The 25,281-nt window shown below is 71.8% G+C and carries 25 protein-coding genes; 2 read left to right on the top strand and 23 right to left on the bottom strand.

The annotated features are described in order from the left end of the window. Nucleotide 1: 1 nt before the first annotated feature. From xseA to KF840_24695, 3 genes are all read right to left on the bottom strand, one after another. Nucleotides 2-1,255, bottom strand: coding sequence for an exodeoxyribonuclease VII large subunit (gene xseA, locus KF840_24705; protein MBX3028101.1), 1,254 nt, complete (start codon nt 1,253-1,255; stop codon nt 2-4). Nucleotides 1,256-1,361: 106 nt separating this feature from the next. Then, on the bottom strand, nt 1,362-2,582 hold the full coding sequence (locus tag KF840_24700; GenBank protein MBX3028100.1) for a divergent polysaccharide deacetylase family protein: 1,221 nt from the start codon (nt 2,580-2,582) through the stop codon (nt 1,362-1,364). A gap of 44 nt (nt 2,583-2,626) precedes the next feature. Continuing rightward, complete coding sequence (locus KF840_24695) at nt 2,627-3,967, bottom strand: S41 family peptidase (protein ID MBX3028099.1); 1,341 nt, start codon at nt 3,965-3,967, stop codon at nt 2,627-2,629. A gap of 263 nt (nt 3,968-4,230) precedes the next feature. Between KF840_24695 and KF840_24690 the strand changes: the two genes are divergently transcribed. Next, nucleotides 4,231-4,815 (top strand): hypothetical protein, encoded by a 585-nt coding sequence (locus KF840_24690; protein MBX3028098.1) that lies wholly within the window; start codon nt 4,231-4,233, stop codon nt 4,813-4,815. Here the strand turns inward: KF840_24690 and KF840_24685 are convergent. From KF840_24685 to KF840_24605, 17 genes are all read right to left on the bottom strand, one after another. After that, on the bottom strand, nt 4,799-5,464 hold the full coding sequence (locus KF840_24685) for a class I SAM-dependent methyltransferase (GenBank protein MBX3028097.1): 666 nt from the start codon (nt 5,462-5,464) through the stop codon (nt 4,799-4,801). The genes KF840_24690 and KF840_24685 overlap by 17 nt on opposite strands. 42 nt (nt 5,465-5,506) lie before the next feature. Beyond that, nucleotides 5,507-5,695 (bottom strand): helix-turn-helix domain-containing protein, encoded by a 189-nt coding sequence (locus tag KF840_24680; protein MBX3028096.1) that lies wholly within the window; start codon nt 5,693-5,695, stop codon nt 5,507-5,509. 69 nt (nt 5,696-5,764) lie between these two features. Further along, nucleotides 5,765-7,498 (bottom strand): single-stranded-DNA-specific exonuclease RecJ, encoded by a 1,734-nt coding sequence (recJ, locus tag KF840_24675; GenBank protein ID MBX3028095.1) that lies wholly within the window; start codon nt 7,496-7,498, stop codon nt 5,765-5,767. A 52-nt stretch (nt 7,499-7,550) separates the two neighbouring features. Continuing rightward, nucleotides 7,551-8,495 (bottom strand): protein translocase subunit SecF, encoded by a 945-nt coding sequence (gene secF, locus KF840_24670; protein ID MBX3028094.1) that lies wholly within the window; start codon nt 8,493-8,495, stop codon nt 7,551-7,553. A gap of 5 nt (nt 8,496-8,500) precedes the next feature. Beyond that, complete coding sequence (gene secD / locus KF840_24665; protein MBX3028093.1) at nt 8,501-10,015, bottom strand: protein translocase subunit SecD; 1,515 nt, start codon at nt 10,013-10,015, stop codon at nt 8,501-8,503. Between the two features lie 80 nt (nt 10,016-10,095). Further along, on the bottom strand, nt 10,096-10,455 hold the full coding sequence (yajC, locus tag KF840_24660) for a preprotein translocase subunit YajC (protein ID MBX3028092.1): 360 nt from the start codon (nt 10,453-10,455) through the stop codon (nt 10,096-10,098). Further along, nucleotides 10,452-11,621 (bottom strand): tRNA guanosine(34) transglycosylase Tgt, encoded by a 1,170-nt coding sequence (gene tgt, locus KF840_24655; GenBank protein ID MBX3028091.1) that lies wholly within the window; start codon nt 11,619-11,621, stop codon nt 10,452-10,454. Before tgt ends, yajC begins: the two co-directional genes overlap by 4 nt. Further along, nucleotides 11,618-12,667: a tRNA preQ1(34) S-adenosylmethionine ribosyltransferase-isomerase QueA gene (queA, locus tag KF840_24650; GenBank protein MBX3028090.1), complete on the bottom strand. Its 1,050-nt coding sequence runs from the start codon at nt 12,665-12,667 to the stop codon at nt 11,618-11,620. Before queA ends, tgt begins: the two co-directional genes overlap by 4 nt. A gap of 347 nt (nt 12,668-13,014) precedes the next feature. Further along, a complete protein-coding gene (locus KF840_24645; GenBank protein MBX3028089.1) occupies nt 13,015-13,779 on the bottom strand; it encodes a slipin family protein in 765 nt (254 codons plus the stop codon). Nucleotides 13,780-13,786: 7 nt separating this feature from the next. After that, a complete protein-coding gene (locus tag KF840_24640; protein ID MBX3028088.1) occupies nt 13,787-15,106 on the bottom strand; it encodes a nodulation protein NfeD in 1,320 nt (439 codons plus the stop codon). Further along, nucleotides 15,106-15,873: a uracil-DNA glycosylase gene (locus tag KF840_24635; protein MBX3028087.1), complete on the bottom strand. Its 768-nt coding sequence runs from the start codon at nt 15,871-15,873 to the stop codon at nt 15,106-15,108. The genes KF840_24640 and KF840_24635 overlap by 1 nt, the downstream gene beginning before the upstream one ends. 79 nt (nt 15,874-15,952) lie before the next feature. Beyond that, a complete protein-coding gene (gene coaBC, locus KF840_24630) occupies nt 15,953-17,194 on the bottom strand; it encodes a bifunctional phosphopantothenoylcysteine decarboxylase/phosphopantothenate--cysteine ligase CoaBC (GenBank protein ID MBX3028086.1) in 1,242 nt (413 codons plus the stop codon). Nucleotides 17,195-17,202: 8 nt separating this feature from the next. Beyond that, nucleotides 17,203-18,192 (bottom strand): flippase-like domain-containing protein, encoded by a 990-nt coding sequence (locus tag KF840_24625; protein ID MBX3028085.1) that lies wholly within the window; start codon nt 18,190-18,192, stop codon nt 17,203-17,205. Next, a complete protein-coding gene (locus KF840_24620; protein ID MBX3028084.1) occupies nt 18,189-18,365 on the bottom strand; it encodes a hypothetical protein in 177 nt (58 codons plus the stop codon). Before KF840_24620 ends, KF840_24625 begins: the two co-directional genes overlap by 4 nt. After that, on the bottom strand, nt 18,358-19,089 hold the full coding sequence (locus tag KF840_24615; protein MBX3028083.1) for a CDP-alcohol phosphatidyltransferase family protein: 732 nt from the start codon (nt 19,087-19,089) through the stop codon (nt 18,358-18,360). Before KF840_24615 ends, KF840_24620 begins: the two co-directional genes overlap by 8 nt. A 383-nt stretch (nt 19,090-19,472) precedes the next feature. Further along, on the bottom strand, nt 19,473-20,522 hold the full coding sequence (locus tag KF840_24610) for an Mrp/NBP35 family ATP-binding protein (GenBank protein MBX3028082.1): 1,050 nt from the start codon (nt 20,520-20,522) through the stop codon (nt 19,473-19,475). Continuing rightward, a complete protein-coding gene (locus KF840_24605) occupies nt 20,519-20,851 on the bottom strand; it encodes a DUF971 domain-containing protein (protein MBX3028081.1) in 333 nt (110 codons plus the stop codon). The genes KF840_24610 and KF840_24605 overlap by 4 nt, the downstream gene beginning before the upstream one ends. A 163-nt stretch (nt 20,852-21,014) precedes the next feature. Between KF840_24605 and KF840_24600 the strand changes: the two genes are divergently transcribed. After that, the gene (locus KF840_24600) at nt 21,015-21,998 is read left to right on the top strand and encodes a polyprenyl synthetase family protein (GenBank protein ID MBX3028080.1); all 984 of its coding nucleotides are present in this window, start codon (nt 21,015-21,017) and stop codon (nt 21,996-21,998) included. 4 nt (nt 21,999-22,002) lie between these two features. On the opposite strand, the gene KF840_24595 is transcribed toward KF840_24600, so the two are convergent. Genes KF840_24595 through KF840_24585 form a run of 3 tightly spaced genes read right to left on the bottom strand, consistent with a single transcriptional unit; the run spans nt 22,003 to nt 25,264 of the window. Continuing rightward, nucleotides 22,003-22,782 carry an energy-coupling factor transporter transmembrane protein EcfT gene (locus tag KF840_24595; protein MBX3028079.1) on the bottom strand — a complete coding sequence of 260 codons (780 nt, stop codon included), beginning with the start codon at nt 22,780-22,782 and terminating at the stop codon, nt 22,003-22,005. Between the two features lie 15 nt (nt 22,783-22,797). After that, nucleotides 22,798-24,480, bottom strand: coding sequence for an energy-coupling factor ABC transporter ATP-binding protein (locus KF840_24590; protein MBX3028078.1), 1,683 nt, complete (start codon nt 24,478-24,480; stop codon nt 22,798-22,800). Between the two features lie 25 nt (nt 24,481-24,505). Then, nucleotides 24,506-25,264 (bottom strand): QueT transporter family protein, encoded by a 759-nt coding sequence (locus tag KF840_24585; GenBank protein ID MBX3028077.1) that lies wholly within the window; start codon nt 25,262-25,264, stop codon nt 24,506-24,508. Nucleotides 25,265-25,281 lie beyond the last annotated feature (17 nt).

Here is a 25,281-nt window from a genome sequence, read left to right as displayed (position 1 = left end):
GTCATCCTCCTCTGCCGGTCGCGGTCCCGATTCCGCCTTCCTGTTCGACCCGCTCGACGCGCACCCGGGCGGCGCCGCGGCGGAAGCGCACGTCCAGCTCGTCGCCGGGCGCGATCTCCGCCGCGCTGCGCACCACCTGCCCGTCGTCGCCGCGATGGGCGATGGCGTAGCCGCGTTCGAGCACGGCGAGCGGGCTGAGCGCCTGCAGCCGCTCGGCGGCGGCCGCCAGCCGTGCCCGGGCGGCGCGCAGGGTGCCGGCGATGCCCCGGGCGCCGCGGTCGGCGAGCTCGTCGATGCGCAGGCGCTGGCGAACCAGCGTCTGCCGCGGATCGCGCACGTGGCGCGCCAGCGCCGTCACCCGCTCGCGGCCGCGGCGCAGCGACGACAACAGCGCCGCCGCCATGGCATCGGCGCGCCGCGACAGCAGCGCGGCGAGCTGACGCGCCTCGGGCACGACCATCGCAGCCGCCGCCGTCGGCGTGGCGGCGCGGCAGTCGGCGGCGAGGTCGGCCAGGGTGACGTCGATCTCGTGGCCGACCGCCGAGACGACCGGCACCGGCGCGGCGGCGATGGCGCGCGCGACCCGCTCCTCGTTGAACGCCCAGAGATCCTCGATCGACCCGCCGCCGCGTCCGACGATGATGACGTCCACCTCCGCCTCGCGCCCCAGGTCGTCCAGGGCCGCCACGATGTCGGCGCCGGCGAGGTCGCCCTGCACGCGCACCGGCCGCAGCACGACGCGCACGCCCGGCAGGCGGCCGCGCAGGGTGGTGACGATGTCGTGGACGGCGGCGCCGCTGAGCGCCGTCACCACCCCGACGCGCCGCGGCCAGTACGGCAGCGGGCGCTTGCGCTCGCTGGCGAAGAGCCCCTCCTCGGCCAGGCGCCGCTTCAGCTGCTCGAGGGCGAGTTGGGCGCCGCCGACGCCGCGCGGCTCGATGGCGTCGACGTAGAGCTGCAGATCCCCGCGCACCTCGTAGATGCTGACCCGTCCGTGGGCGAGCACGGCGAGCCCGTCCTGCGGCTTGAACCGCAGCAGGCGCGCGGCGGAGCGGAACATCACCGCCGCGATCTGCCCGTCGGCATCCTTCAGCCGGAAGTAGCAGTGCCCCGAGGTGTGCACCTTCAGGTTGGAGATCTCGCCCGCCACCCATACCTCGGGAACGTCGGCCTCCAGGCAGGTGCGCAGCAGCCGGTTGAGCTCGGAGACGCGCAGTACCGGGACGCGCGTCCCGGTGGCGACCGAGTCCCGCATCGCGGGCTTCCTACCAGAGCACCGCTCGCCGTGCCACCGGCCCCGGCGCGGGCCGCGCCGCCGCTTGCCGGCAGCGGCGTGGCGATCGACGCGCGCCGTCCTCCGCTCAGTGCGCCTCCGAATCCTCGATCGGCCCCGTGGCCGGCGCGGCCGCCTGCCTGCGGCCGCCACCGGCCGCCGCCGCCTCCGCCGTCGGCTCGGCGACCGGCGTCGCCGCCACGGCGACCACGAGCGCCGACATCGGCACCACCTCGAGATCGCTCTGTCGCCATTGCGGCAGGGTCGCCTGCAGGGCGTCGATCGTCGCGTCGGTGGGCGCCGCGATCGCCACCGCGCGTCCGTACTTGCGGGCGGCGTCGGCCACCTTCTGGAGCTGTTCGGTGAGCGCCTCCGGCCGCTTCGGATCCTCGACCAGCGCGATCGGCACCGGCAACGCCGACGGCCGCTTGTCGCCGCGGTCACCGAGGAAGGGCAACTCGCGCTGTTCCGCCGCCGTGAGCAGGCCGCGGTCGGCTCGGGGCACCGAGGGACCATCGCCGATCCAGGCCGCGGCCACCGCCTTCGGCACCGCGTTCAGCCCGGCCGCGAGGTCGGGCGGTGGCGGCGGTCGCGGCCGCGGCGGCGGGGTCACGAAGGGGTCCTCGCCCGCGGTCGGCGTCGGCAGCGGCGGCGGCGGAGCGCGGAACTCGAGTACCGATTCGCGCTCGAACATGCCGCCCAGCTCGGCGACCTGGGCCGCGAACGGCCGCCGCGGGTCGATGCCGAGCACGATCGGCGCGTCGATCATCTCGATGACCTGCCGCGCCAGGCGGAGGTCGTCGCCGAATGGCCCGATCAGGACCGCCACCCGGGGTCGCGCCCGCGGGTTCTCCCGCCACAGAAAGCGGACCGCCGAGATCTCGAGGCCGTCGATGCCGATCCGCACCTCGGTGTCGTCGGCGTTCTGCACCGTGCGCAGCACCAGACCGGGATCGGCGGCGCGCACCGCGTCGATCGCCGCCTCGGCGCGCGCCTGTTCGGCGCGCGTCAGTTGGATCTCGTAGGTGCGATGCTTGAAGCGCAGCGGCCCAGCGCCGCGCTCGTCCTCGATCGGCGCCGCCAGGCGGAGCGGGCTCTTGCGCAGGGCGGCGTCGACCGCGGCAATGCGCGCCGGCAGGCGCGCGTTCCATTCGCCGCTGGTCTCGCGCGGCGCCGCCGCTTCCGTGCTGCGGAACGAGTGCTGGAGCTCGGACGCGCTCAGGAACACCGCGGCCGCCAGCACGGCGCTGAGCGGCCAGGTGACGATCCAGGCGATGCCGATCGGCGGACGGTCGCCGCGCAGGGCCATGTCGATCGCCTCGCGGCCGGCGTTCCGTCGCGCGCGACCGGCGCTTACGGCTGTGTCTGCGCGACGACCGTCTTGAAGACGTTCCAGCTCTTCAGCAGCTCGAGGGCGCGATCGAGCTGCGGATCGGCGGCATCGGGACCCGGCATGGCATCGTTCGCCGCGCCGCCGCCCTGCTCCGGCGCCGGCTCCTCCTGCCCCTCCAGCGACGGATGCTCGAGATGTCCCGGGAGGTTGCGCTCGCGGATCGGTTCCAGCCCCTCCGGCGCCGCGTTCTGCTGCGCCGCCGCCGGTTGCAGCTCCATGACGATGTCCGGCGTGATGCCGGTCGCCTGGATCGAGCGCCCGTTGGGGGTGTAGTAGCGCGCCGTGGTCAGGCGGATCGCGGCGTCGCCGTCGGCCAGCGGCAGGATGGTCTGCACCGAACCCTTGCCGAAGGTCTGGGTGCCGAGCACCAGCGCCCGCTTGTGATCCTGCAGCGCGCCGGCGACGATCTCCGAGGCGCTGGCGCTGCCGCCGTTGACCAGCACGATCATCGGGAAATCCTCCGCGATGGGCCCCTTGTGGGCGTAGAACTTCTGTTCCTGGTTCTCGAGGCGGCCCTCGGTGTAGACGACCAGCCCGGAGTCGAGAAACAGGTCGGAGACCTTCACCGCCTGCGACAGCAGGCCGCCGGGGTTGTTGCGCAGGTCGAGCACCAGCCCCTGCAGGCCGCCGGACTCCTTTTCGAGCTGCTGCAACGCCGCCTTGGCGTCGTGCTCGGTGCGCTCCTGGAACTGGGTGATGCGCAGGTAGCCGTAGTGTGGCTCGAGCACCCGCGCCTTCACGCTCTTGATCTGGATGATCTCGCGTTTGAGCGTCAGGGTGATCCAGTCGGGCGCGTGCTCGCGGCGCAGCGTGAGCTTGATCGGCGTGCCTTCCGGACCGCGCATCAGCTTCACCGCCTCCATGAGCGTCATGTCCTTGGTGAAGTCCTTGTCGATCTTGATGATCTGATCGCCGGAGCGCACGCCGGCCCGGAACGCGGGCGTGTCCTCGATCGGCGAGACCACCGTCAGCACCCCGTTGCGCTGGGTGATCTCGATGCCGAGGCCACCGAAGCTGCCGCGGGTGTCGACCTGCAGCTCCTTGTAGAGGTCGGGGCTGAGATAGGCGCTGTGGGGATCGAGCGAAGCGAGCATGCCGTTGATCGCGCCGTCGATCAGCTTGTCGGTGCCGACCTCGTCGACGTAGTTCTTCTGCACCATGGTCAGCACGTTCGCGAACGATTCGATGTTCTGGTACGCGTCGCGGCTGACCGCGGACACCTGGCGCGCCAGCCAACTGCTGATCAGCAGCGTGCCGCAGACGACCAGGAGAAAGAGCGAAATGCCTGCACGTTGTCTCACGTGGGGAGTGCCTCCGGTTCTGTGCACTATAACGTAGGCGATCGATTGCGCCAATTCGATATCGGGCGCGTGGGCGACGGCGGTGGACGGCCACGAGCCCGCGGGCGCGTGATCCGCGCCTTCCGGGAAGCAGAAAGGCCTTGCTTTAGGACGCCGGCGTCACAGAAGATTCTCATCGTGAGGATGGGTCGCGAAGGACCACCTCCTGGGGCGGGTGGGGTTGCAACACGCGTCGGGACGGTCCCGGTACGCCAGGGTGCCGGATGACCCAGTCCACCCTGATCCGCCACACCCTGACCGAGTTCTTCCGCGAGGTGCTGCGCGGCGCGATGCGGACCCACGAGGTGGAGTCGAGCGAGCCCACCGAGCACTACCTGGTCAGCCTGCTGGAACGCTTCGCCAAGCCGGGCCCCGACTGGGACGACCGCCCACTCGCCCTCGCCTACCTGGAGTCCTTCCAGCATCCGCGGCCGCAGCGGGTGGCGGCACTACGCCACGTCGGCGACACCGCCCTCTTCCTCTCCGGCGTGTTCATGGAGAGCCTCGAGCGGCGCGCGGTGTCGACCGATTATTACATGCGGCTCGGCCGCCTCGCCTATCACCAACTGGCAGCGATGGCGCCGGGCGATCGCGCCCCCCGCGGCGACATCTTCGGCGAGATCGCCGCACGCTTCCCCGACTTCGTGCGCGTGCTCTCCGAGCTCAGCTTCGAGGAGATGTTCCGCGGCGACGTGCAGACGGTGCGGGTCTACACCCGCTGGCTGCGCACCCGCGGTGCCCAGGATGCCCAATGGCTCCTGCGCCGCGGCATCGTGCCCTACGCGCCGGACGTCAGGTCGCGGCACTGACCGCGGCGGCCGGCGCATCCTTCAGGTTGCGCGCCACCACGACGGTGAACAGCGAATAGCGGGAGGTCTTGTAGACCCGCTCGAGGGCGATGGGCAGGCCATTGAACACCTCGTCGCGGCCGAGCGTGTGCCATCCCCACCGACGGGTGATCGGTTCCAGCCGGCGGTCCATGGCGGCCAGGGCCGGCTTGTCGCTGCGGAAGTGGTTGATGACGACGATGGTGCCGTTCGGCTTACACACCCGTTGCACCTCGGCCATCATGCGCCGCGCGTCGGGCACCACGCTGACGACGTGGAACGCGGTGACGTAGTCGAAGGTATCGTCGGGCAGCGTCAGGTCCATCGCATCGCCTTCCATGACCTGCACGTGCCGCCAGCCGTTGCGGTCGATGCGCTCCTGCGCGTGCTCGAGCATCTCGGGCGCCAGATCGACGCCGGTCACCTGGCAGTGGCGCGGGTACACCGACAGCGCCATCCCCGTGCCCACGCCGACCTCCAGCACCTTCGCTCCCGGCGGAATGTCGAGCGCCCGGATCGTCGCCGCGATGCGTGGGTAGAAGTAGCGGGCGAAAACCAGGTCGTAGAGGTGCGAGAACTCGTAGTAGAGCTTGCTCTCGTGGGCGTGCGTAGTGCTCTCGAGGGAAGGCATGGGCACTCCTTGCGGCGAACAGCCGTCGGATCCGGTCGATGCCTACGCGGCGGTCAAGCCGCGAAGCTGCCGCTTGAACGACGCGATGTCACGGCGACGGAATCGCCACTGCCGGCCCTTCTTGACGGCGGGGAGGATGCTCTTGCGAGCGTACTCGTTGACGGTGTCCGGACTGAGGTCGAGGAGGTGCGCGACCTCCTTGCTGTTGAGCATCGCGTCGTCGCGTTCCATGCGTGCTGTCCTACCTCGGTCAGGATGTAGCGGAGAGGGCAGGTCGATAACACCGTTGTGTTATCGCAGTCAAGGTAGGGTTGCAGGTCGGCCGGCGCCGGCCGGGCGCAGGTCGCGGAGCCGTAACTCCGCGGATGTATTACCGTTCCACTCGTTCGCCATGATGCCATAGACGACGTCGAGTTGATCCCCGGCGGCGACGGAGAGATCACCCATGCCGAAGCCGATGGCGCGGACCGTCCGCCCGTCCTGTTCCAGCACCAGTTTCAGATGCTGCTCGCCGACGATCCGTCGGTCGCGCACCCGCACGTTGCGGGTGAGAAACAGGGGTTCCGGATTGCTGGTTCCGAAGGGCTCGAGGCGGGCCAGATCGGCGAGGCAGCCGGCGTCGACGGCGCGCAGCGGCAGCTCGCAATCGACCCGTACCCGGGGCACGAAGTCCTCCGCCGTCGTCCGCGCCGCGATCGCGGCCTCGAACCGCTCGGCCAGCGCCGGCACGCGCTCCAGGCGGATGCTGAGGCCGGCGGCCATGCGGTGGCCGCCGAATCGCTCCAGGAGGTCGCGGCAACTGGCCAGCGCGCCGTAGAGGTCGACCCCGGCGATGCTGCGCCCCGAGCCGCGCCCGATGCCACCGTCCTCGGCGGCGATCAGCACCGTCGGCCGGTAATGGCGCTCGACGATGCGCGAGGCGACGATGCCGACCACCCCGGGGTGGAAGACCGGCGACGCCAGCACCACGCTGCGCCGCTCGCCGAGGCCGCCGGCGGCTTCGATCTGCGCCACCGCCTCGTCCACCATCTCGCGCTCGATCGCCTGACGGGCGCGATTCTCCTCGTCGAGCGCCGTCGCCAGACGGTCGGCCTCCGCACCGTCCGCGGTGGTCAGCAGGGCGAGCGAGCGCGTGGCGTCGTCCAGGCGCCCGCCGGCATTGAGACGGGGCGCCAGGCGGAAGCCGACCGCGCTGCTGTTGAGCTGCGACACGCCGGCGACGCGTTTGAGCGCCGTGATCCCGGGGTGATCGCTGGTCGCCAGCTCGCGCAGGCCGTACTTCACCAGCACCCGGTTCTCCTCCACCACCGGCACCAGGTCGGCGAGCGTTCCCAACGCCACCAGGTCGAGGAGGCGGCGCACGTCCGGCACCGGACCGCCCCGCTCGCGCAGGCGCATGCGCACTCCCAGCGCCAGGTAGAAGGCGACGCCGGCGCCGCACAGCCCGGAGAACGGAAAGCCGGCGTCCCGCTCGATCGGATTGATCACCGCCAGCGCCGGCGGCCGGGTCTCGGCGACCTGATGGTGATCGCAGACGATGACGTCCATGCCGCGGGCGTTGGCGAGCGCGATCTCGCCATGGCTGACCGCACCGCAGTCGACCGTGATCATCACCCGCGCCCCCGCCGCCGCCAGCCGCTCGATGCCGGTGGCGCCGAGCCCGTAGCCCTCGCGCAGGCGATGCGGAATGTGGACGATCGGCTCCGGGCTGGCGCCGACCGAACGCAGGAAGCGCAGCAGGAGGGCGCTGCCACTGACCCCGTCGACGTCGTAGTCGCCGTAGATGCCGATGCGCTCGCCGCGCCCGAGCGCATCCACCAGCCGCTCGCTCGCCCGCGGCATGTCGCGGAAGAGCATCGGCGAGCGCAGGTGCTGGTCGAGGCGGGCGTCGAGAAAATCGCCGGCCTGCGCCGGCTCGGCGATGCCGCGATTGACCAGCAGTTGGCCGAGCAGCGGCGAGACGCCGAGGGCGGCGGCCAGGGCCGCGCCGCCGTCATGCTGCGGCGTCAGGCGCCAGCGGCGCAGGCGGCTCATCTCGCGCGCCGCCGCCCCGCGTCCCGCCTCCCCCGCCGCCGCATCGCCGGCCTCAGGTGCGCCGCGCCGCCGGCGCCGATTGCCGTCCGCGCGCTTCCGGCGCGGCCGATGGCGCGCGCTCGAAGTACAGCACCACCGGCGCGGCGATGAAGATCGACGAATAGGTGCCGACCGTGAAGCCGACGAGCAGCGCGAAGGCGAAGCCGTGGATCACCGGGCCGCCGAGCAGAAACAGCGACAGCGTGACCAGGATCGCCGTGCCGGACGTGAGAATGGTCCGACTCAGGGTCTCGTTGACGCTCAGGTTGATGAGCTCGGCGAGCGAGGTGCGCCGGTCCTTGCGCCGGTTCTCGCGTATCCGGTCGGACACGATGACGGTGTCGTTCACCGAGAAGCCGACCACGGTCAGCAGGGCGGCGACGATGGTCAGGTCGAACTCGTAGCCGAACGCGATCAGGAAGCCGATGGTCATGATGGTGTCGTGCAACAGCGCGATCACCGCGCCGACGCCGTAGCGCCACTCGAAGCGCGCCCAGATGTAGACGCCCATCATCAGCGTCGAGAAGAGCACCGCCCAGATCGCCTTGCTGCGCAGCGTCTCGCCGACCCGCGGCCCCACCGACTCGACGCGCAACACCTCCACCTGATCGACGCCGAAGGCGTCCTGCAACGCGCCGGTCACCTTCTTGGTGCGCGACTCGGTGTCGTCCGCCGCCATCGGCACCCGGATCAGGAAGTCCGTCCGGTCCCGCCCCATGTCCTGGATGTCGACCGCCTCGAAGCCCGCGGCGCGCAGCGACTGCCGCAGGGTTTCGACCTCGGTCGGCGTCTTGAAGCGCACCTGCACCAGCGAACCGCCGGCGAAGTCGATGCCCATCTTCGGCCCGCGGAAGACCATCAGCCCGATGCTGATGAGGGTGAGGATCAGCGAGATCGTCAGCGCCGTCTTGCGCGAGCCGACGAAGTCGAAGCGCGTGTTGGAGGGAATGAGCTGCATCATGATCAGATACTCACGGTCTGGATGCGCCAGCGCTGGAGCAGGTAGTCCCACACCAGGCGCGTGCCGACGGTGGCGGTGAAGAGGCTGCTCGCCAGGCCGATGCACAGCGTGACGGCGAATCCCTTGATCGGGCCGGAACCGAACTGGAACAGGATGATGCCGGACAGGATCGTCGTGATGTGGGTGTCGATGATCGACGGCAGCGCGCGATCGTAGCCGGCGTCGATCGCCGCCCGCGCCGTCTTGCCCAGCCGCAGCTCCTCGCGGATGCGCTCGTTGATCAGCACGTTGGCGTCCACCGCCATGCCGAGCGTGAGCACGATGCCGGCGATGCCCGGCAGCGTCAGCGTCGCGCCGAAGGCCGCCAGGCCGGCGAGCAGGAAGAGCACGTTCCAGATCATCGCCAGGTCGGCGAGCAGGCCGGCGAAGCGGTAGTAGATTATCATGAAGACGATCACCAGCAGGCCGCCGACGACGAAGGAGCGGATGCCCTTCTCGATCGAGTCGGCGCCCAGCGACGGGCCGACCGTCCGTTCCTCGGCGACGGTCACCGGGGCCGGCAGCGCGCCGCTGCGCAGCACGATCGCCAGATCCTTGGCCTCGTCGGGCGTGAAACTGCCGCTGATCACCGCCTTGCCGCCCGGAATGGCTTCCTTGATCACCGGCGCCGAGTAGATCGTGTCGTCGAGCACGATCGCCAGGCGGCGGTTGACGTTGGCGGCGGTGATCTCGCCGAACAGGCGGGCGCCGCGGGCGTTGAAGTCGATCGACACGATGCGCGAATTCGGCAGGTCGCCGGGGCGGACGCGCGCGTCGGTGACGACGTCGCCGGTCATCAACGTCTGCGTCTCGACGACCAGCGCCTGCCCCTTCTTGCGTTCGCCGGTGGGCAGCTTGTCCACCTCGTAGAGGACCTGGGTGCCCGCCGGCATCGGCTGGCTGCCGCTCGCGATCGGCTCCGCGTTGACGTCGCGCACCAGCTTGAACGCCAGCACCGCGGTCTTCCCGATCAGGCTCTTGGCGCGCTGCGGATCCTGGATGCCCGGGAGCTGGATCAGGATGTCGCGCTCGCCCTGACGCTGGATGACCGGTTCGCTGACGCCGAACTGGTCGACGCGGTTGCGGATCGTCTCCAGCGACTGTTCGACGGCCGACTCCTTGATCTGCGCCACTTCCGCCGGCGCCATGGTCAGCGGCAGCACCAGGTTGCCGTCGACGGTCTCCGTGTCGCCGGTCTTGAAGTTCGGGAACAGGCGCCCGACCACGTCCAGCGTCTTTTCCCGCTGGTCGGCCGGCACCGTCACCGTCAGACCATCGCCCTTGCGCTCGACCTTCGGCGACTTGACGTTCTCCTTGCGCAGCGCCCGCCGCATCTCGTCGGCGTTGATCTCCAGGTAGTTCACCACCGCCTGGTCGGTGTCGACCTGCATGATCAGGTGCGTGCCGCCCTGCAGATCCAGGCCGAGACCCACCTTGCTGCCCTTGAGGAAGCTCAGCCAGCCAGGCAGCGGCTGCATGACCGTCGGCAGGAGCAGAAGGATCGCCAGCAACGTCAGGCCGACGACCAGGATCGTGCGGAACAACAGGCTCGAGCTACTCACTTCGCCTTTTCCTTTTCTTTGTCGGTGGTCGCCTGCCCGCCTGCCGCCTTCGCGGCGGTCAGGACGCTGGCGATCTGCGGCCGGCTGATGCGGACCTTCACGTTGGGCGCGATCTCGACCGTGAGCACGTCGTCGTTGATCTGCAGCACCCGCCCGTACAGACCGCCATTGGTGATGATCTCGTCGTTCTTCTTCAGATTGGCCAGCATCGCCGCGTGCTGGCTCTGCTTCTGCTGCTGCGGCCGGATGATGAGGAAGTAGAATACCGCGAACAGCCCGGCGAAGGGCAGGAGCTGAATCCAGATCGGCGGCCCGCCGGCGCCGGCGGCGCCCTGGGCCCAGGCGGCGTCGATCATGAGTCCTCCGCGTGGTCCATCGCCTCGGCGCGCACCGTCGCCCAGGCGGCGTAGTCGCCCGCCACGACGTGGGCGCGCGCCTGGCGCATCAGGTCGAGATAGAAGCACACGTTGTGCAGACTGGCGAGTTGCGCGCCCAGCATCTCGCCGGCGACGCAGAGGTGGCGCACGTAGGCGCGTGACACGCTGCGGCAGACCTCGCAGGCGCAGGTCGGATCGATCGGCTGGTCGTCCCGGGCGTGCCGGGCGAGCCGCATGTTCACGCGCCCGGCGGCGGTGAAACAGGTGGCGTTGCGCCCATTGCGGGTGGGCAGCACGCAATCGAAGAGGTCGTATCCCATGCCAATCAGTCGCAGGAGGTCCTGCGGCAGCCCGACTCCCATCAGGTAGCGGGGTCGCTCGACCGGCAGCGCCGCTGCCGTGACCGCCGCCACCTCCCGGGTCAGCCCTCGCTCCTCCCCAACACTCAAACCCCCGACCGCATACCCTGGAAACTCTCCAGCGGCAAGCTGCGCCGCGTGGTCGCGGCGCAGCGCCGCGTCGAAGCCGCCCTGGACGATCGCGAACAGGTGGCGATCCGGCCGGATCGGCACCCGGCTCGACCGCCAGGCCCAGTCGGTGGTGCGGCGCATGGCGGACACGACCGTCGCCGCCGGCGCCCCGGCCGGCACCAGCTCGTCGAGCGGCATCAGGACGTCGACCCCGAACCGGTGCTGGCGACCGACCACGTCCTCGGGGGTGAAGCACAGCGTGGCGCCGTCGAGGTGCGACTGGAACCGCACTCCCTCGTCGGTGACCTTGCGCAGGGTCGCCAGGCTCATGACCTGGAAGCCGCCGCTGTCGGTGAGGATCGCCCCGTCCCAGCCCATGAAGCGGTGCAACCCGCCCATCGCCTCGATGGTGTCCACCCCCGGCCGCAGCGACAGGTGGTAGGTGTTCGAGAGGATGAGCCGCGCTCCGGCGTCGCGCAACTGGCGCGCGGTGATCCCCTTCACCGTCCCCTGCGTCGCCACCGGCATGAAGGTGGGTGTCTCGATGGCGCCGTGCGCCGTCTGCAACACCCCGGCGCGGGCGGCCGACTGCGCGTCGCGGTGGTGGATCGTCAACGGCGACGGCCGCGGCGCCGCGGCGACCAACCCATCCGACTGCTGTGCCACCGCGCTCATGCGATCAGCATCGCGTCGCCGTAGCTGTAGAAGCGGTAGCGCGCGCGCACGGCCTCGGCGTAGGCCGCCAGCACCGGCGCCTGGCCAGCGAACGCGGCCACCAGCATCAGCAAGGTCGACCGCGGCAGGTGGAAGTTGGTGAGCAGCGCGTCGGCCACGGCGAAGCGGAAGCCGGGGCGGATGAAGGCGTCGGCCCAGAACCCCCCGGGCTGCAGGCCGCCAGGCCGTCGCGCCGCCGATTCCAGGGCGCGCGTCGTGGTGGTGCCGACGGCGACGATCCGCCCGCCGGCGGCGCGGGTGCGCGCGATGGCGTCGACCGTGGCCGCCGGGACCTCCGCCCATTCCCCGTCGAGCCCGTCGGCGGCCTGCCGCAGCGGCAGGAAGGTCGCCGGGCCGACGTCCAGGGTCACGAACGCGCGATCGATGCCGCGTCCCGCCAGCGCCGCCAGCAGCGCCGGGGTGAAGTGCAGACCCGCCGTCGGCGCCGCCACGGCACCCGGCCGGCGCGCGAACACGGTCTGATACCGCTCCGCGTCCGACGGCAGCGGCCCGTCCGGGCGGCGGATGTAGGGCGGCAACGGCAGCTCACCATGGCGCTCCAGCAGCCCCTCGACGTCGCCGGCGCTGAAGGCCAGCGCGTACCGACCCGGCGCCAGGCGCTCGCGCACCGTCGCCCGCGACCCGTCGGGCAACGCGACGGCCATCCCCGGCCGCAGGCGACGCGACGGCCGCCCCAGACACTCCCAGACGCCGCCCGCGCGCGCCCGCACCACCAGCAACTCGACCGCCCCGCCGCTGTCGATGCGCCCGAACAGCCGCGCCGGACGCACCCGCGCATCGTTGAAGACCAGCAGGTCCCCCGGGCGGAGCAACCCCGGCAGGTCGCTGACCGCGCGGTGGTCGAGGCCGCCCGCGCGCCGCCCCAGCACCAGCAGGCGCGCGCCGTCCCGCCGCGCGGCAGGGACCTGCGCGATCAGCTCCGGCGGCAGCTCGAAGTCGAAGGCCGCGGTCGACGGCGCCGGCGGCGCCGCCGGTTCGGTGAGCATCGGGTCGGGCATGACTGACAGCCGCCAGACCGCCGGCGACATCCGCGAGCCTGACCACAGCGGGTGCGGGGAGTCAACGCGCGCCTCGCCGCGGGTAGTGTCCTAATCTGAGCCTTAGCCCTGATGTGACGAAGGACTTTCACCACGGAGGCACGGAGACACGGAGAGTACTGATTTCGAAGCCCGCTCAGCGTTCATCCCAAAGTTCATCAGAAATGGAGTGAGAAGAGGCCCCGCGCCTTCGCTATGGCACCGAGCCCTCCGTGTCTCCGTGCCTCCGTGGTGAAGGGTTTTTGTCGTATCGACATCAGGACAGTACCTCGGCGCGCGCTCGATGCCACCCGCGCTCACTCGTCGGGCTTGTCCTCCGCCTTGAGGAACGGCCGCAACAGCTCCATCGGCAGCGGGAACAAGGTCGTCGAATGGTGCTCGGTCGCCACCTCGCCGAGGGTCTGCAGGAAGCGGAGCTGCAGCGCCACCGGATGCGCGGCGATGATCGCCGACGCCTCGGCCAGACGTTGCGCCGCCTGGAACTCGCCCTCGGCGTTGATCACCTTGGCTCGCCGCTCGCGCTCCGCCTCGGCCTGGCGGGCCATGGCGCGCTGCATCTCCTGCGGCAGGTCGATGTGCTTGATCTCCACCGTCACCACCTTGATCCCCCACGGGTCGGTCTGCGTATCGAGGATCTGCTGGACGTGCTGGTTGATCTCGTCGCGATCGGCGAGCAACTCGTCGAGCTCGCGCTGCCCGCAGACGCTGCGCAGCGTCGTCTGCGCCAGTTGCGAGGTGGCGAACAGGAAGTCCGCCACTTCGACGATCGCCCGCTGCGGATCGACGACGCGGAAGTACAGCACCGCGTTCACCTTGACCGAGACGTTGTCCTTGGTGATGACGTCCTGCGGCGGCACGTCCATGGTCACGGTGCGCAGGTCGACGCGCTCGATGCGCTCGATCAACGGCACGACGTAGATCACCCCCGGGCCGCGCGCCCCCACCAACCGCCCGAGCCGGAACACCACCCCGCGCTCGAACTCCTTCAGCACCTTGAGGCCGCTGATCAGCAGCGCCAACCCGATGAGAATCACCGGCAACAACGGTGGGAAGATCAGCATCGCGCCCTCACTTTCCGGCGTGCCGCCGCACGCGCACCCGCAGCCCTTCGACGGCGGTGACCTCCACCGCGTCGCCGACCGCCAGCGCCTCGTCCGCGTCCGCCTCCCAGTATTCGCCGTGCACGAACACCTTCAGACGCCCGTCGCCATCGACGCGGCGCACGTGCCCGACCTCGCCCACCATGCCCTCGGCGCCGCTCACCGGCTGCCGGCGCTGCGCCCGCACCACCAGCCAACCGAGACCGAACATGACCACGCCGAGGGAGACGGCGGCGCCGGCGATCAGGCCGCGGTCGACGTGCAGGGACTCCTCCGGCGTATCGAACAGCAGCAGCGAGCCGATGACGAAGGCGACGATGCCGCCGATGCCGACGACGCCGAAGCTGGGCAGGAAGGCCTCGGCGATCAACATCCCGACCCCGAGCACCAGCAGCGCCAGCCCGGCGTAGTTGACCGGCAGCATCTGCAGCGCCGCCAGTCCGATCACCAGGCAGATCGCGCCCGCCACGCCGGGAAAGAGGAGACCCGGGTTGGTGAACTCGACGTACAGGCCGAGCAGCCCCGCCATGAAGAGGACGTAGGCGAGATTCGGATTGGCGAGGAAGTCGAACAGCTTCTGCCCGAGGCGCATCGCCAGCGGCTCGACCGGGGCGTCGGCCAGCGCCAGCTCGACCGGCCTGCCCGCCACGTCGACGATGCGGCCGCTCGCCTTGGCCAGCACCTCGGCGACGTCGCGGGCGACGAAGTCGACCACCCGCAGCTTCACCGCCTCGCGCTCGGTGGCGGACACGCTCTTGCGCACCGCCCGCTCCGCCCATTCGACGTTGCGCCCGCGCTGCTCGGCGATCGTGCGCGACAGCGAGGCGGCGAAGTTCTCCACCTTCTCGCCCATCGTGCCGTCGATCGTCTCGCCCTGGCTGCCCACCGGGTGGGCGGCGCCGATGTTGGTGCCGGGGGCCATCGCCGCGACGTGCGCGGCCAACGTGATGAAGACCCCCGCCGACGTGGCGCCGCCGCCGCTCGGCGCGATGTAGACGATCACCGGCAGCGGAGCGCCGAGGATGTCCTTGACGATCACGCGCGTCGACTCGAGTAGGCCGCCCGGCGTGTCGAGCTGGATCAGCAGCGCCGCCGCGCCCCGTTCCTGCGCCTTCTGCAGGCCCTCGCGCACGTAGGTGACGGTGGCCGGGTTGATCGTGCCGTCGATGGTGAGCTGCACCACCGGCCCCGCGAGCCGCGCCGGCGTCGGCCCCGGCGGCGTCGGGACCGGAGTCGCCGCCGCCAGCAGCGGCGCCAGCAGCAGCGCCATCCAGATGCGGCGCGCCATCAGATCGGCAGCCCCAGCTCGGCCATCACCAGCTTGATGTCGGCCCACACCAGTCGCTTGTCACCGGGCGTGCGCAGCAGGTACGCGGGATGGAACGTCGGCATCACCCGGATGCCCCGGTAGTCGTGCCACACGCCGCGCATGCGGGTGATCGGCGTCTTCACGCCGAGCAGGGTCTGCGCCGCGAAGGTGCCGAGGGCGACGATGACGCGCGGCGCCACCAGCTCGACCTGGCGTTGCAGGAACGGCATGCAGCTCGCGATCTCGTCCGCCTCCGGATTGCGGTTGTTCGGCGGCCGGCACTTCACCACGTTGGCGATGTAGACGTCCTCGCGGCGCAGCTTCATCCCCTTGGTGATGATCTCGGTCAGGAGCTGGCCGGCGCGTCCGACGAACGGCTCGCCGCGCACGTCCTCGTCCTGGCCCGGCCCCTCGCCGACGAACATCAGGTCCGCGTTCGCGGCCCCGACCCCGAACACCAGGTTGATGCGGCCGCCGGCGAGCTTGCAGCGACGGCAGTCGCCGATGTGGCCGCGCAGCGCCTCGAGCGACCCCGCGGCGGCGAGGCCGGGGTCCATCGTCGCGGGCGCGGCCGGCGGCGCTGGCGCGCGGGACGGCATCATCGCCGCCGCCGCCGCGGGCCTCGCCCGTTCGCCAGCGAGACCGACCGGCAGCCACGGCAGGCCGCAATCGCGCTGCCACTCGAGCTGCGCGCGCAGGTCCGCCAGCGCGGCGAGCAACTCGGCCTGTGGATCGGTGTCCGGCATCGCTGTGGTCTCGGTAACATCGCCCCGAGGCCCCAGCAAATGGCGGCGCCGCGTCGCGCCCGCGGCGACGGTCCGACGTCTAGCGCCGCCGCGCCGCCCGCGACCGGCGGGCCGCCGCCTTCGGCGACTGCGCTCGCCCGGCGAGCAGCTCCGCCACCCGGTCGAGGATCCGATCCGCGACCTCGTCCTTGCTGGCCAGCGGCACCGCGCGCCGCCCGCCGGCGTCGATCAGGGTGACCGCGTTGGTGTCGACCTCGAAGCCGACGTTCGGCGCCGAGACGTCGTTGGCGACGATCAGGTCGAGTCCCTTCGCCGCCAGCTTGCGCTCGGCGTTCGCCTCGACGTCCTCGGTCTCGGCGGCGAAGCCCACCACCAGCCGCCGGCCGGCGCGGCCGCGCAGGGCGCCCAGGATGTCGATGGTGCGCGTCAGCTCGAGCTGCAGCGGGCCATCGGTCTTCTTCAGCTTCTGGCTCCGCACCACCGCCGGCCGGTAGTCGGCGACCGCCGCCGCCATCACCAGCACGGTCGCCGGCGCGAGCTCGCGCTGCACCGCGTCGTGCATCTCCGCCGCCGTCTGGACGCGCACGCAGCGCACGCCGTGCGGGTCCGCCAGCGCCGTCGGTCCGCTCACCAGGACCACCTCGGCGCCGCGCCGCCAGGCGGCGCTGGCGAGCGCGTAGCCCATGCGCCCGGTCGAGCGGTTGGAGAGGAAGCGGACCGGATCGATCGGCTCGCGGTTCGGTCCCGCGGTCACCAGCACCCGCTGTCCGGCGAGATCCTGCGGGCTGAGCGCGCGCGCCACCTCGGCGGCAATCACCGGCGGCTCGGCCAGCCGGCCGGCGCCCTCGTAGCCGCAGGCGAGCGACCCGACCCCGGGCGCGATCACCCGCCAGCCGTGGCGCTGCAGGCGCGCCAGGTTCTCCTGCACCAGCGCGTTCTCCCACATGTGCACGTTCATCGCCGGCGCCAACAGCACCGGGGCGCGCGTGGCGAGCAGCACCGTGGTCAGGAGATCATCGCCCAGTCCGGCCGCCGCCCGGCCGATGAGGTTGGCGGTCGCCGGCGCGACCACGATGGCGTCGGCATCGTCGGCGAGGCGGATGTGGCCGATCTCCGACTCCTGGGTGAGATCGAAGAGGTCGGTGGCGACCGGCTCCCCGGCCACGGTCTGCAGGGTCAGCGGGGTGATGAACTGGCAGGCGGAGCGGGTCATCACCACCCGCACCCGCGCCCCGGCGGCGCGCAGCAGGCGCACCAGCTCGGGGACCTTGTAGCACGCGATGCCGCCGCTCAGCCCGACGACGACGCGTCTGCCCTGCATGCGTCCGTTCATGACTCCGGCTGCACCGCCTCGACCTCGCGCAGGCTGATGTTCTCGACCCAGAGCGAATATAGCCCGGCCCCGATCACGCCGACAAACTGACTCAGGTGGACGATCAGGGAGAAGGCCAGCGCCGAGCTGTCGTCGATGCCGAAGATGCGCAGCGCCAGCACGCAGCCGAGCTGGAACGAGCCGATGAAGCCCGGCGCCGACGGCACCGACACGGCGATCGCCACCAGGGTGGTCAGCACCAGGGCGCCGCGCAGCTCGGGGACGTCCATGTGGAAGGCCCAGAACCCGAACACGTAGACCAGCGAGATGGCGATCCACAGGTAGAGCGACCAGGCGAAGGCGCGCACGTAGGCGAGCGGACTGTCGAGCATCTCCAGGGCGCGCACGAAGCCCTGGGCGAAGCCGTACGCCGGCCCGCCGACGTTGACCGGCAGCAGATCGGCGAGCCGGCGGGCGATGCGCAGCGCCAGCCGCTCCTGCAGGCGGATGAGGACGATCACCGCCGCCACCGCGACCGCCAGCACGGTCAGCATCCAGCCCCACTGCCGCACCTGTTCGGACACCGTGACCAGGCTCACGGAGACGCCGAACAGGAAGAGGATCGTGAACATGTCGAAGATGCGCTCGAGCAGCACGCTCGCCAGCACGCCGCTGAGCGGAAGCTGGGCGCGGCGCGACAGCAGCACCGGGCGGACGACCTCGCCGATGCGCAGCGGCAGGATCATGTTGGCCATGAAGCCGATGTTGGTGGCCGAGACCAATGGCCGCAGCGGCGGCACGCCGACGGCGTGCAGGAACACCCGCCAGCGCTGGGCGCGGATCACCAGCGTCCACACCGTCACCGGCAGCATCAGCACCACCCAGAAGTAGTTGGCGCCGCGCAGCGCCGCCGCCGCCTCGCCCCAGTGCACGCCGCGCACGGCCAGCCAGAGGAAGAGCGCCGACAGGCCGACGCTGATCGCGATGCGCAGCCAGCGACCGTTCACGGCGCGCTCCCGCCGCGCAGCGACTGCGCGGCGCCGAGGGCGAAGAGCGAGGCCCCCACCGCCAGGAGCAGGCCGCCCGCCCGCACGGCGTCGCTGTCGAGGACGACGCCGGCGCCGAGCATCCAGATGAAGTACCCGAGCACCCGCCACCCCTTTCCGCGCAGCTCAGCCACCCTGCGCCCCCAACTGCCGGCTGACGTGGACGACGCGCTGCACCGCGGTCACGTTGGACAGCACCGCGAGCACGACGATCGTCGCCGTCAGCAGCAGATGCGGGCCGCCGAGCAGGTGCCCGGCCAGCGAGCTGAAGATCGAGCCGAAGCCGAGCAGCACGAAGCGCTCCGGGCGCTGCAGCATGCCGACCTCGCAGCGCACGCCGAGGCCTTCGGCGCGCGCCCGCGCGTAGCTGACCATCATGCCGCCGAGGATCGCCAGCAGCACCATCCACACCCGCCAGCCGCCGGCGAAGAAGACCATCAGGCCGGCGTAGCCGAGGAACTCGGCGTAGCGGTCCATCACCGAATCGAGGAACGCGCCGCGCGGGCTGGCGTCGTTGCTGCGCCGCGCCACCTTGCCGTCGAGGATGTCGAGCGTCCCCGCGAACAGCACCAGGAAGCCGGCGCTGAAGATGAGCCCCACGGCGTAGGCGACCGCCACCGCCAGGCTGACGACGACCTGCGCGTAGGTGATCGCCATCGGCGAGACCCCGGCCCGCACGAACCAGGCTTCGATCGGATCGAGGTTGCTGAAGTACCACGCCCGCACGCGGCTGCTGAGCAGCGGCGAGCCGCGCACCGCCGAGCTGTCGGGATGGGCCTTCCAGTAGAAGTGCATGCCGGTGAACGCCGCGCCGAAGATCAGCACGAGGTTGAGGAGAGCGAAGAGCGCGCGCGACATGGCGAGTGAATCCGGCGCTCTATAACGAAGGCGCTCGGAGCGGGCAATTCAGTCGATGCGGCGCGCCGCGAGCGGCGTCGTCGTTGCCCGCGGCCCCCACCCCCAGCCGCCGCGACGAACCCGGCGCCCCTCCCCGTCCCGGCGCGAGCGCCCTCGCAAGGGGCGGGGATCCGTGCGCATCGCGGGGGTTGGGGGTGGAAATACGCATCCATCGCTGGCCAGCAGTCCGTCGAAAGGCAGGCGGCGTAGCGAGGGCGAGGGATTGGGCGCCGGATCGAGGCGTCGAACCGGAGGCACACCGGTCGGTTGCGTCGAGGACTCGGCAACGAAGAGCTGGCGCACAAGACCCGCCCGCAGTGGCCGACCTGTCTTTCAAGGGGCTGCTAGCCGACGATCCGCGGCGCCGGCGCGCGCTCGGCGTCGATGCCGTCCCGAACCCGGTCGGCGATCGCCAGGTACTGCTGGCTGATCGGGTGCTCGGGTTGGGCGACGACGATCGGCGTGCCGGCGTCACCCGCCACCCGCACCGCCGGTTCGATCGGAATGCGGCCGAGGATCGGGATGCCGAAGTGCTGCGCCAGCTCGGCCGCCCCGCCGGCGCCGAAGAGATCGTCCTCGGTGCCGCATCGCGGGCAGCGATACCCGCTCATGTTCTCGACCAGGCCGAGAACCGGCGTGTTCACCTGGTGGAACATCGCGATGCCGCGCTCGACGTCGATCAACGACACCGGCTGCGGCGTCGTCACCACCACCGCGCCGGCGAGCGGCACCTGCTGCGCCAGGGTCAGCGCCACGTCGCCGGTGCCGGGCGGCATGTCCACGACCAGCACATCGAGCTCGCCCCAGCGCACGTCCTTCAGGAACTGGCGGATGAGGCCGGTCACCAACGGGCCGCGCCAGATCACCGGCGAGGTGTCGTCGAGAAAGAAGCCCATCGACATCACCCGCAGGCCGAACCGCTCCAGCGGCACGACGGTGCTCTGGCCGATCACCTGCGGGCGCTCGGCGATGCCGAGCATGGTCGGCAGGCTGGGCCCGTAGACGTCGGCGTCGAGCACGCCGACCCGTTGCCCGCGGCGCTCCAGGGCGCAGGCGAGATTGATCGCCACCGTCGACTTGCCGACGCCGCCCTTGGTGCTGCTCACCGCGATGATGTCGGCGACGCCCGGGATCGCCGCCATCGCCTGCTCCGCCGGGCGCAGGAGCTGCACGTCGACGTCGCGCACCCCCGGCAGCGCGCCGACGGCGCGGCGAATGTCGGCGACCGTCGCGTCGAGGATCGGCGCCGGCAGGGGGCCGGGCTGCATCTGCACGACGACGTGGCCGTCGCGCAGCGTCACTTCGCGCACCAGGCCGCCGGAGACGATGTCGCGCGGCAGGCCGTGCGGCCGGATCTCCGCCAGCCGCTCGCGCACGTCGTCGAGGGTGGTCATGAGGCGGCCCGCGCCGCTGCCGCGCAGGCGTCGCAGGCGCACAGCGCGCGCAGCGTCTGGTAGCTGTAGATGCCGGTGTCGTGGCCGTCGCTCCACTCGACGCTGATCGCGTAGCGGCCGACGAGCCCGATCTGCAGCGGATAGATCGCCTCGCCCCCGGCGTTCAGCACCGGCAGGCTGCGCCGCGGCTGATTGCGGCAGCCGGCGCACGGACAGTGCGCGCGCAGATGATCGTTGCGCAGCTCGCTCACGTGGCCGTCGGCCCACACGACGCGTACCGCGTGCGTGCCGAGGCGTCGGATCTCGGTCGGCGTCAGCGCGTCAGCCACTCGCCGACCCTATCGACTGCCCCATGGCAACGCAACGCGGGCCGCGCCGCGGCGGCGCGCCGCGCGGCGGCCCGTCCGTCGCCTGCCCTTACCTTGACACCCCATCGCAACCTGACATGATCCGCGGGCGTATGACGCAGCGCCTGCAGCGCGGAGTGTCCGCGTGACGCCCGGGCCGGCCACGGCTGCCGCGCTGCCCACCGTGGCGGCGCTCGTCGGCGACGAGCTGCGGCTGGTCGAGACGCGCCTGAGCGCGCTCCTCGGGGCGCGCGAGCCGCTGCTCACCGAGATCGCCACCTATCTCATCGGCAGCGGCGGCAAGCGCGTGCGGCCCTCGGTCACGCTGCTCGTCTTCCGCGCCTGCGGCGGCCGCACGATCGCCGATGCGGTGGACGTCGCGGTCGCGCTCGAGCTCATCCACTCCGCCAGCCTGCTGCACGACGACATCATCGACGGCAACCAGACGCGCCGCGGCCGCGACTCGGCGCGCCGCAAGTTCGGCACCGCCGAGACCCTGGTCACCGGCGACTTCCTCTTCAGCCGCGCCTTCCAGATCTGCGGCCGCTTCGACGCCGAGCTCATCACCTGGGCCGCCGAGGCCTGCGTCGCGCTGACCGAGGGCGAGATCATGCAGGGCCGCTTCCGCCGCAACCCGGCGGTGCGGTACGACGACTATCTGGAGATCATCAGCCGCAAGACCGCCTCGCTGTTCGAGGTCGGCGCCCGGACCGCGGCCCGCCTGGCCGGCGGCGGCGCCGCGGTGGTCGACGCGATGGCGCGCTGTGGCCGCCACGTCGGCCTCACGTTCCAGATGGTGGACGATCTGCTCGACGTCACCGCCCAGGAGGCGATGCTCGGCAAACCGGTCGGCCTCGACGTGCGCGAGGGCAATCCCTCGCTGCCCATAGTCCTGGCGCTGGAACAGGACGACGAGCTGCGTCGACTCTTCGCCCGTGCCGACCTCTCGGAGGGCGAGGTGAGCGCGGTGCTCGGCCGCCTGCGCCGCTCCGACGCGATCGGCCGCGGCTACGCGATCGCCGCCAGCCACGCCGCCGCGGCGCGCGAGGCATTGCTCGTCCTGCCCGACTCGCCGCATCGCGACTACCTGCTGGCGCTCGTCGATCAGCTCGTCGAGCGCCCCTCCTGAGCCGTCAGGTCAGGCGCAGGTAGCCGGCGGCGGCGAGCCCGACGTAGGCCGCCGCCAGGGTGACCAGCAGCAGCCCAGCGATCACGTCACCCGGGCGCACCGGGTGCTGGTCGAGCGCGGTGCGCGTCGCGGCGCGCTGGAAGCCGCGGCCGTCGAGCGCCATCGCCATCTGGTCGGCGCGCCGCAGCGCCCCCATGAAGACCGGCACGATCACCGGCACGTAGCGGCGAACGCGCTGCCAGAGCCCGCCGCGCGCGAAGTCGAGGCCGCGCCCGCGCTGCGCCTGCACCACCGTGGTGGCCGCATCGACGAACACCGGCACCAGGCGGAAGGCCATCGTCATGGTGAAGCCGACCGTGTACGGCATGCCGAGCCGGGTGAGCGCGTAGGCGAAGTCCTCGATCCGCGTCGTCGAGAGGAAGAGGATGCCGGCGCCGAGGAAGAGCTCGAGCTTCACCGCCATCCCGAGCCCGAACCACGGCGCGGTCTGGCTCACGTGCAACGGCCCCCAGGCGAGCAGCGGCGGCCGGCCGTCGGGCCCGTAGAACACCGTCCAGATGGCCAGGGTCATGACGAAGACCAGGACGAAGAGGACGCGCAGCCGCCAGACGTTGCGCCAGGCCTCCGTCCACCACAGCAACCCCAGCAGCGGCAGCAGCAGCGGCAGTTGCCAGAGCGCGCGCTCGACCACGAAGGCGGCGATGAACACCGTGATCATGGCGAGCAGGCGCACCGACGGATGGAGGCGGTGCACCCAGGTGTCGCGGTCGAGGAAGAGGGACATGCGCCTCGCGACGCGTCAGCGTCCTGCCGCCACGGGCGGCGCGCCGCCGGCGCGCTCCACGCCGCGCACCAGCTCCTCGACCGACAGCGGGGTGAAGCCGAGGCGGCGGCCGATCCGCGTCGCGTCGGGAACCCGGAAGTGGCTCGCGGCGAGCAGCGCCTCGTCGGCGAAGAGCGCGCGCAGGGGTCCGTCGAAGGCGACGCGGCCGTCGCGCAGGACGACGCCGCGCTCGGCGTATTCCGCGACCACCCACGGGCTGTGGGTGATGACCACGATCGTCACCCCGCGCCGGCGCAGGTCGGCGAGCAGCGCCATCAGACGGCGCTGCTCCGGGTAGTCGAGCCCGGTGGTGGGCTCGTCGAGAATGAGCACCGCGGGCTCCAGCACCAGCAGCGATGCCACGGCCAGGCGCTGCCGCTGCCCCTTGCCGAGCAGGAACGGATCGCGCGCCTCGCAACCGGCGAGCCCGACGGCCGCGAGAACGTCGCGCACCCGACGCGCGGCGTCGGCCGCCGGCACGCCGACATTGGCCAACGCGAAGCCGACCTCCTCGGCGACGCTGGCGGCGAAGATCTGCTGGTCCGGATTCTGGAACACGTAGCCCACCGCCGCCGCCACCTGCGCCACCGGCAGCGCGCCCAGCTCGACGCCGCGCACCCGCACCTGCCCCTGCTGCGGCGTGATCAGTCCGTTGAGACACTTCGCCAGGGTGGTCTTGCCCGATCCGTTCTGACCGATCAGCGCCACGAACTCGCCGGCGGCGATCGCGATCGACACGCCCGCCAACGCCGGGCGCCCCGTGGCATAGGTGTGGACGATCCCCTCCGCTTCCAGCAGCGGCGCCCCGCGGGCGGGCGGAGACGGGGCCGCCCGCGCGGTCGCGCGCAGGCGCGCCGCGGCGCCGGCGACGTCCGCCGGTCGCGTCGCCCACCCGAACGCGCGCGTCGCGCGGTCGAGATCGAGCGGCCGCACGCCCAGCGCCTCCAGCCGCTCGATGTCCGCCAGCAACGGCGCCGGCGGCCCGTCGGCGACGATGCGCCCGCCGGCCATCAGCACCAGGCGATCGGCGCCCTCGGCCGCCGCCGTCTCGTGCTCGATCAGCAGAATCGTGGCGCCGCGCCGCCGCAGTGCCGCCAGGGCGGCGAACACGTCCGCCTTGCCGAGCGGGTCGAGGTCGGTGGTCGGCTCGTCGAGGACCAGCACCGCCGGTTCGAGCGCCAGCAGGGCCGCGATCGCCAGGCGCTGCTTCTCCCCCCCGGAGAGCGTGATCGGATCGCGGGCGTCGAAACCGTCGAGCCCGACGACGCGCAACGCCTCCGCCAGCCGCCGCGCCATGTCCGGGCGCGGCACGCCGAGCTGCTCCATGCCGAAGGCGACCTCGTGGCGCACGGTGGTGGAGAAGAGCTGCGCCTCGAAGTCCTGCGATACCAACCCGACCGTGCCGGCGAGATCGGAGACCGTGGCCGTGGAGACGTCGCGCCCCAGCACCTCGATCCGTCCCCTGAGGGCGCCGGGGTGGAACTGCGGCACGCTGCGGTTGATGCACCGGGCGAGCGTCGTCTTGCCGGCGCCGGTCGCCCCCATCACCACCACCAGCTCGCCGCGCCGGATCGACAGCGCGACGTCGCGCACGCCCGGCTCGACCGCGCCGCGGTAGGTGAAGCCGACGTCCTGCAGCGCGACGACGGTGTCGCTCATCGCCGCGCCCCGCCCGTCGCCGCGCTCACAGCAGCACCAGCCCGATCAGCACCAGGGCGATGCACGGCGCGACCCCGACCCCGACCTGCGCCGCGCGGGTTCCCGGCGGATCGGTCGCCAGCGCCGCGATCTCCCAGCGGCCGGCCGAGATCGCGTTGCCGACGACGAAGCCGCCGACGACGCCGAGCGCCAGCAGCGCCAGGCCGAGCCGCCGGACGCGGCGCGACCGCGGCGCCGGCGGCGTCAGGTCGTCGGCCCGCAGCCCGGCGGCGCGCACCCGGGGATAGATGGCGCGCAGCAGCAGCGGCGCCAGCACGGCCGCCATGGCGAAGTTGTTGACGAAGATGACGTTGCCGAGGATCGCGAAGGGCACGAAGCCGAGCAGGTTGAGGCCCCAGCCGATGACCAGGGCGCAGGCGCCGGCCGCCAGCGCCACGACGGCGGTGAAGGCGAGCCACTGCGGCAGCGTCCGCGGCACCGGGTCGCCGTCGCTCAGCGCCCGCCAGGCATGGTACGGAATCAGCCCGTAGAGAAAGTTGCCGGCGAAGCCGAACAGATCGCCCGGCCCGATGCCGCCGAAGAAATCGCCGATCAGGTTGCCCAGCGCCGCGCCCCAGGCGCCGGCGGGGCCGAAGAGCAGCGAGCACACCACCGGCATCGCGTTCGCCGGCCGCAGCTCGGTGACGCCGGGGATCAGCGGCAGCACCTTGAACGGGATCAGCAACGCCGCGTAGAGCGAGGCGCTCATCGCCGTCAGGACGACGAGGCGCGTGTTGCGCCACATCGCCAGGGCGTCGCGCA

This window comes from bacterium, from assembly GCA_019637795.1.
Classification (GTDB): Bacteria; Desulfobacterota; Binatia; order HRBIN30; family CADEER01; genus JAHBUY01.
The sequence above is the reverse complement of the archived record's forward strand: the minus strand, read 5'-3'. Positions and strand labels throughout refer to the sequence as shown.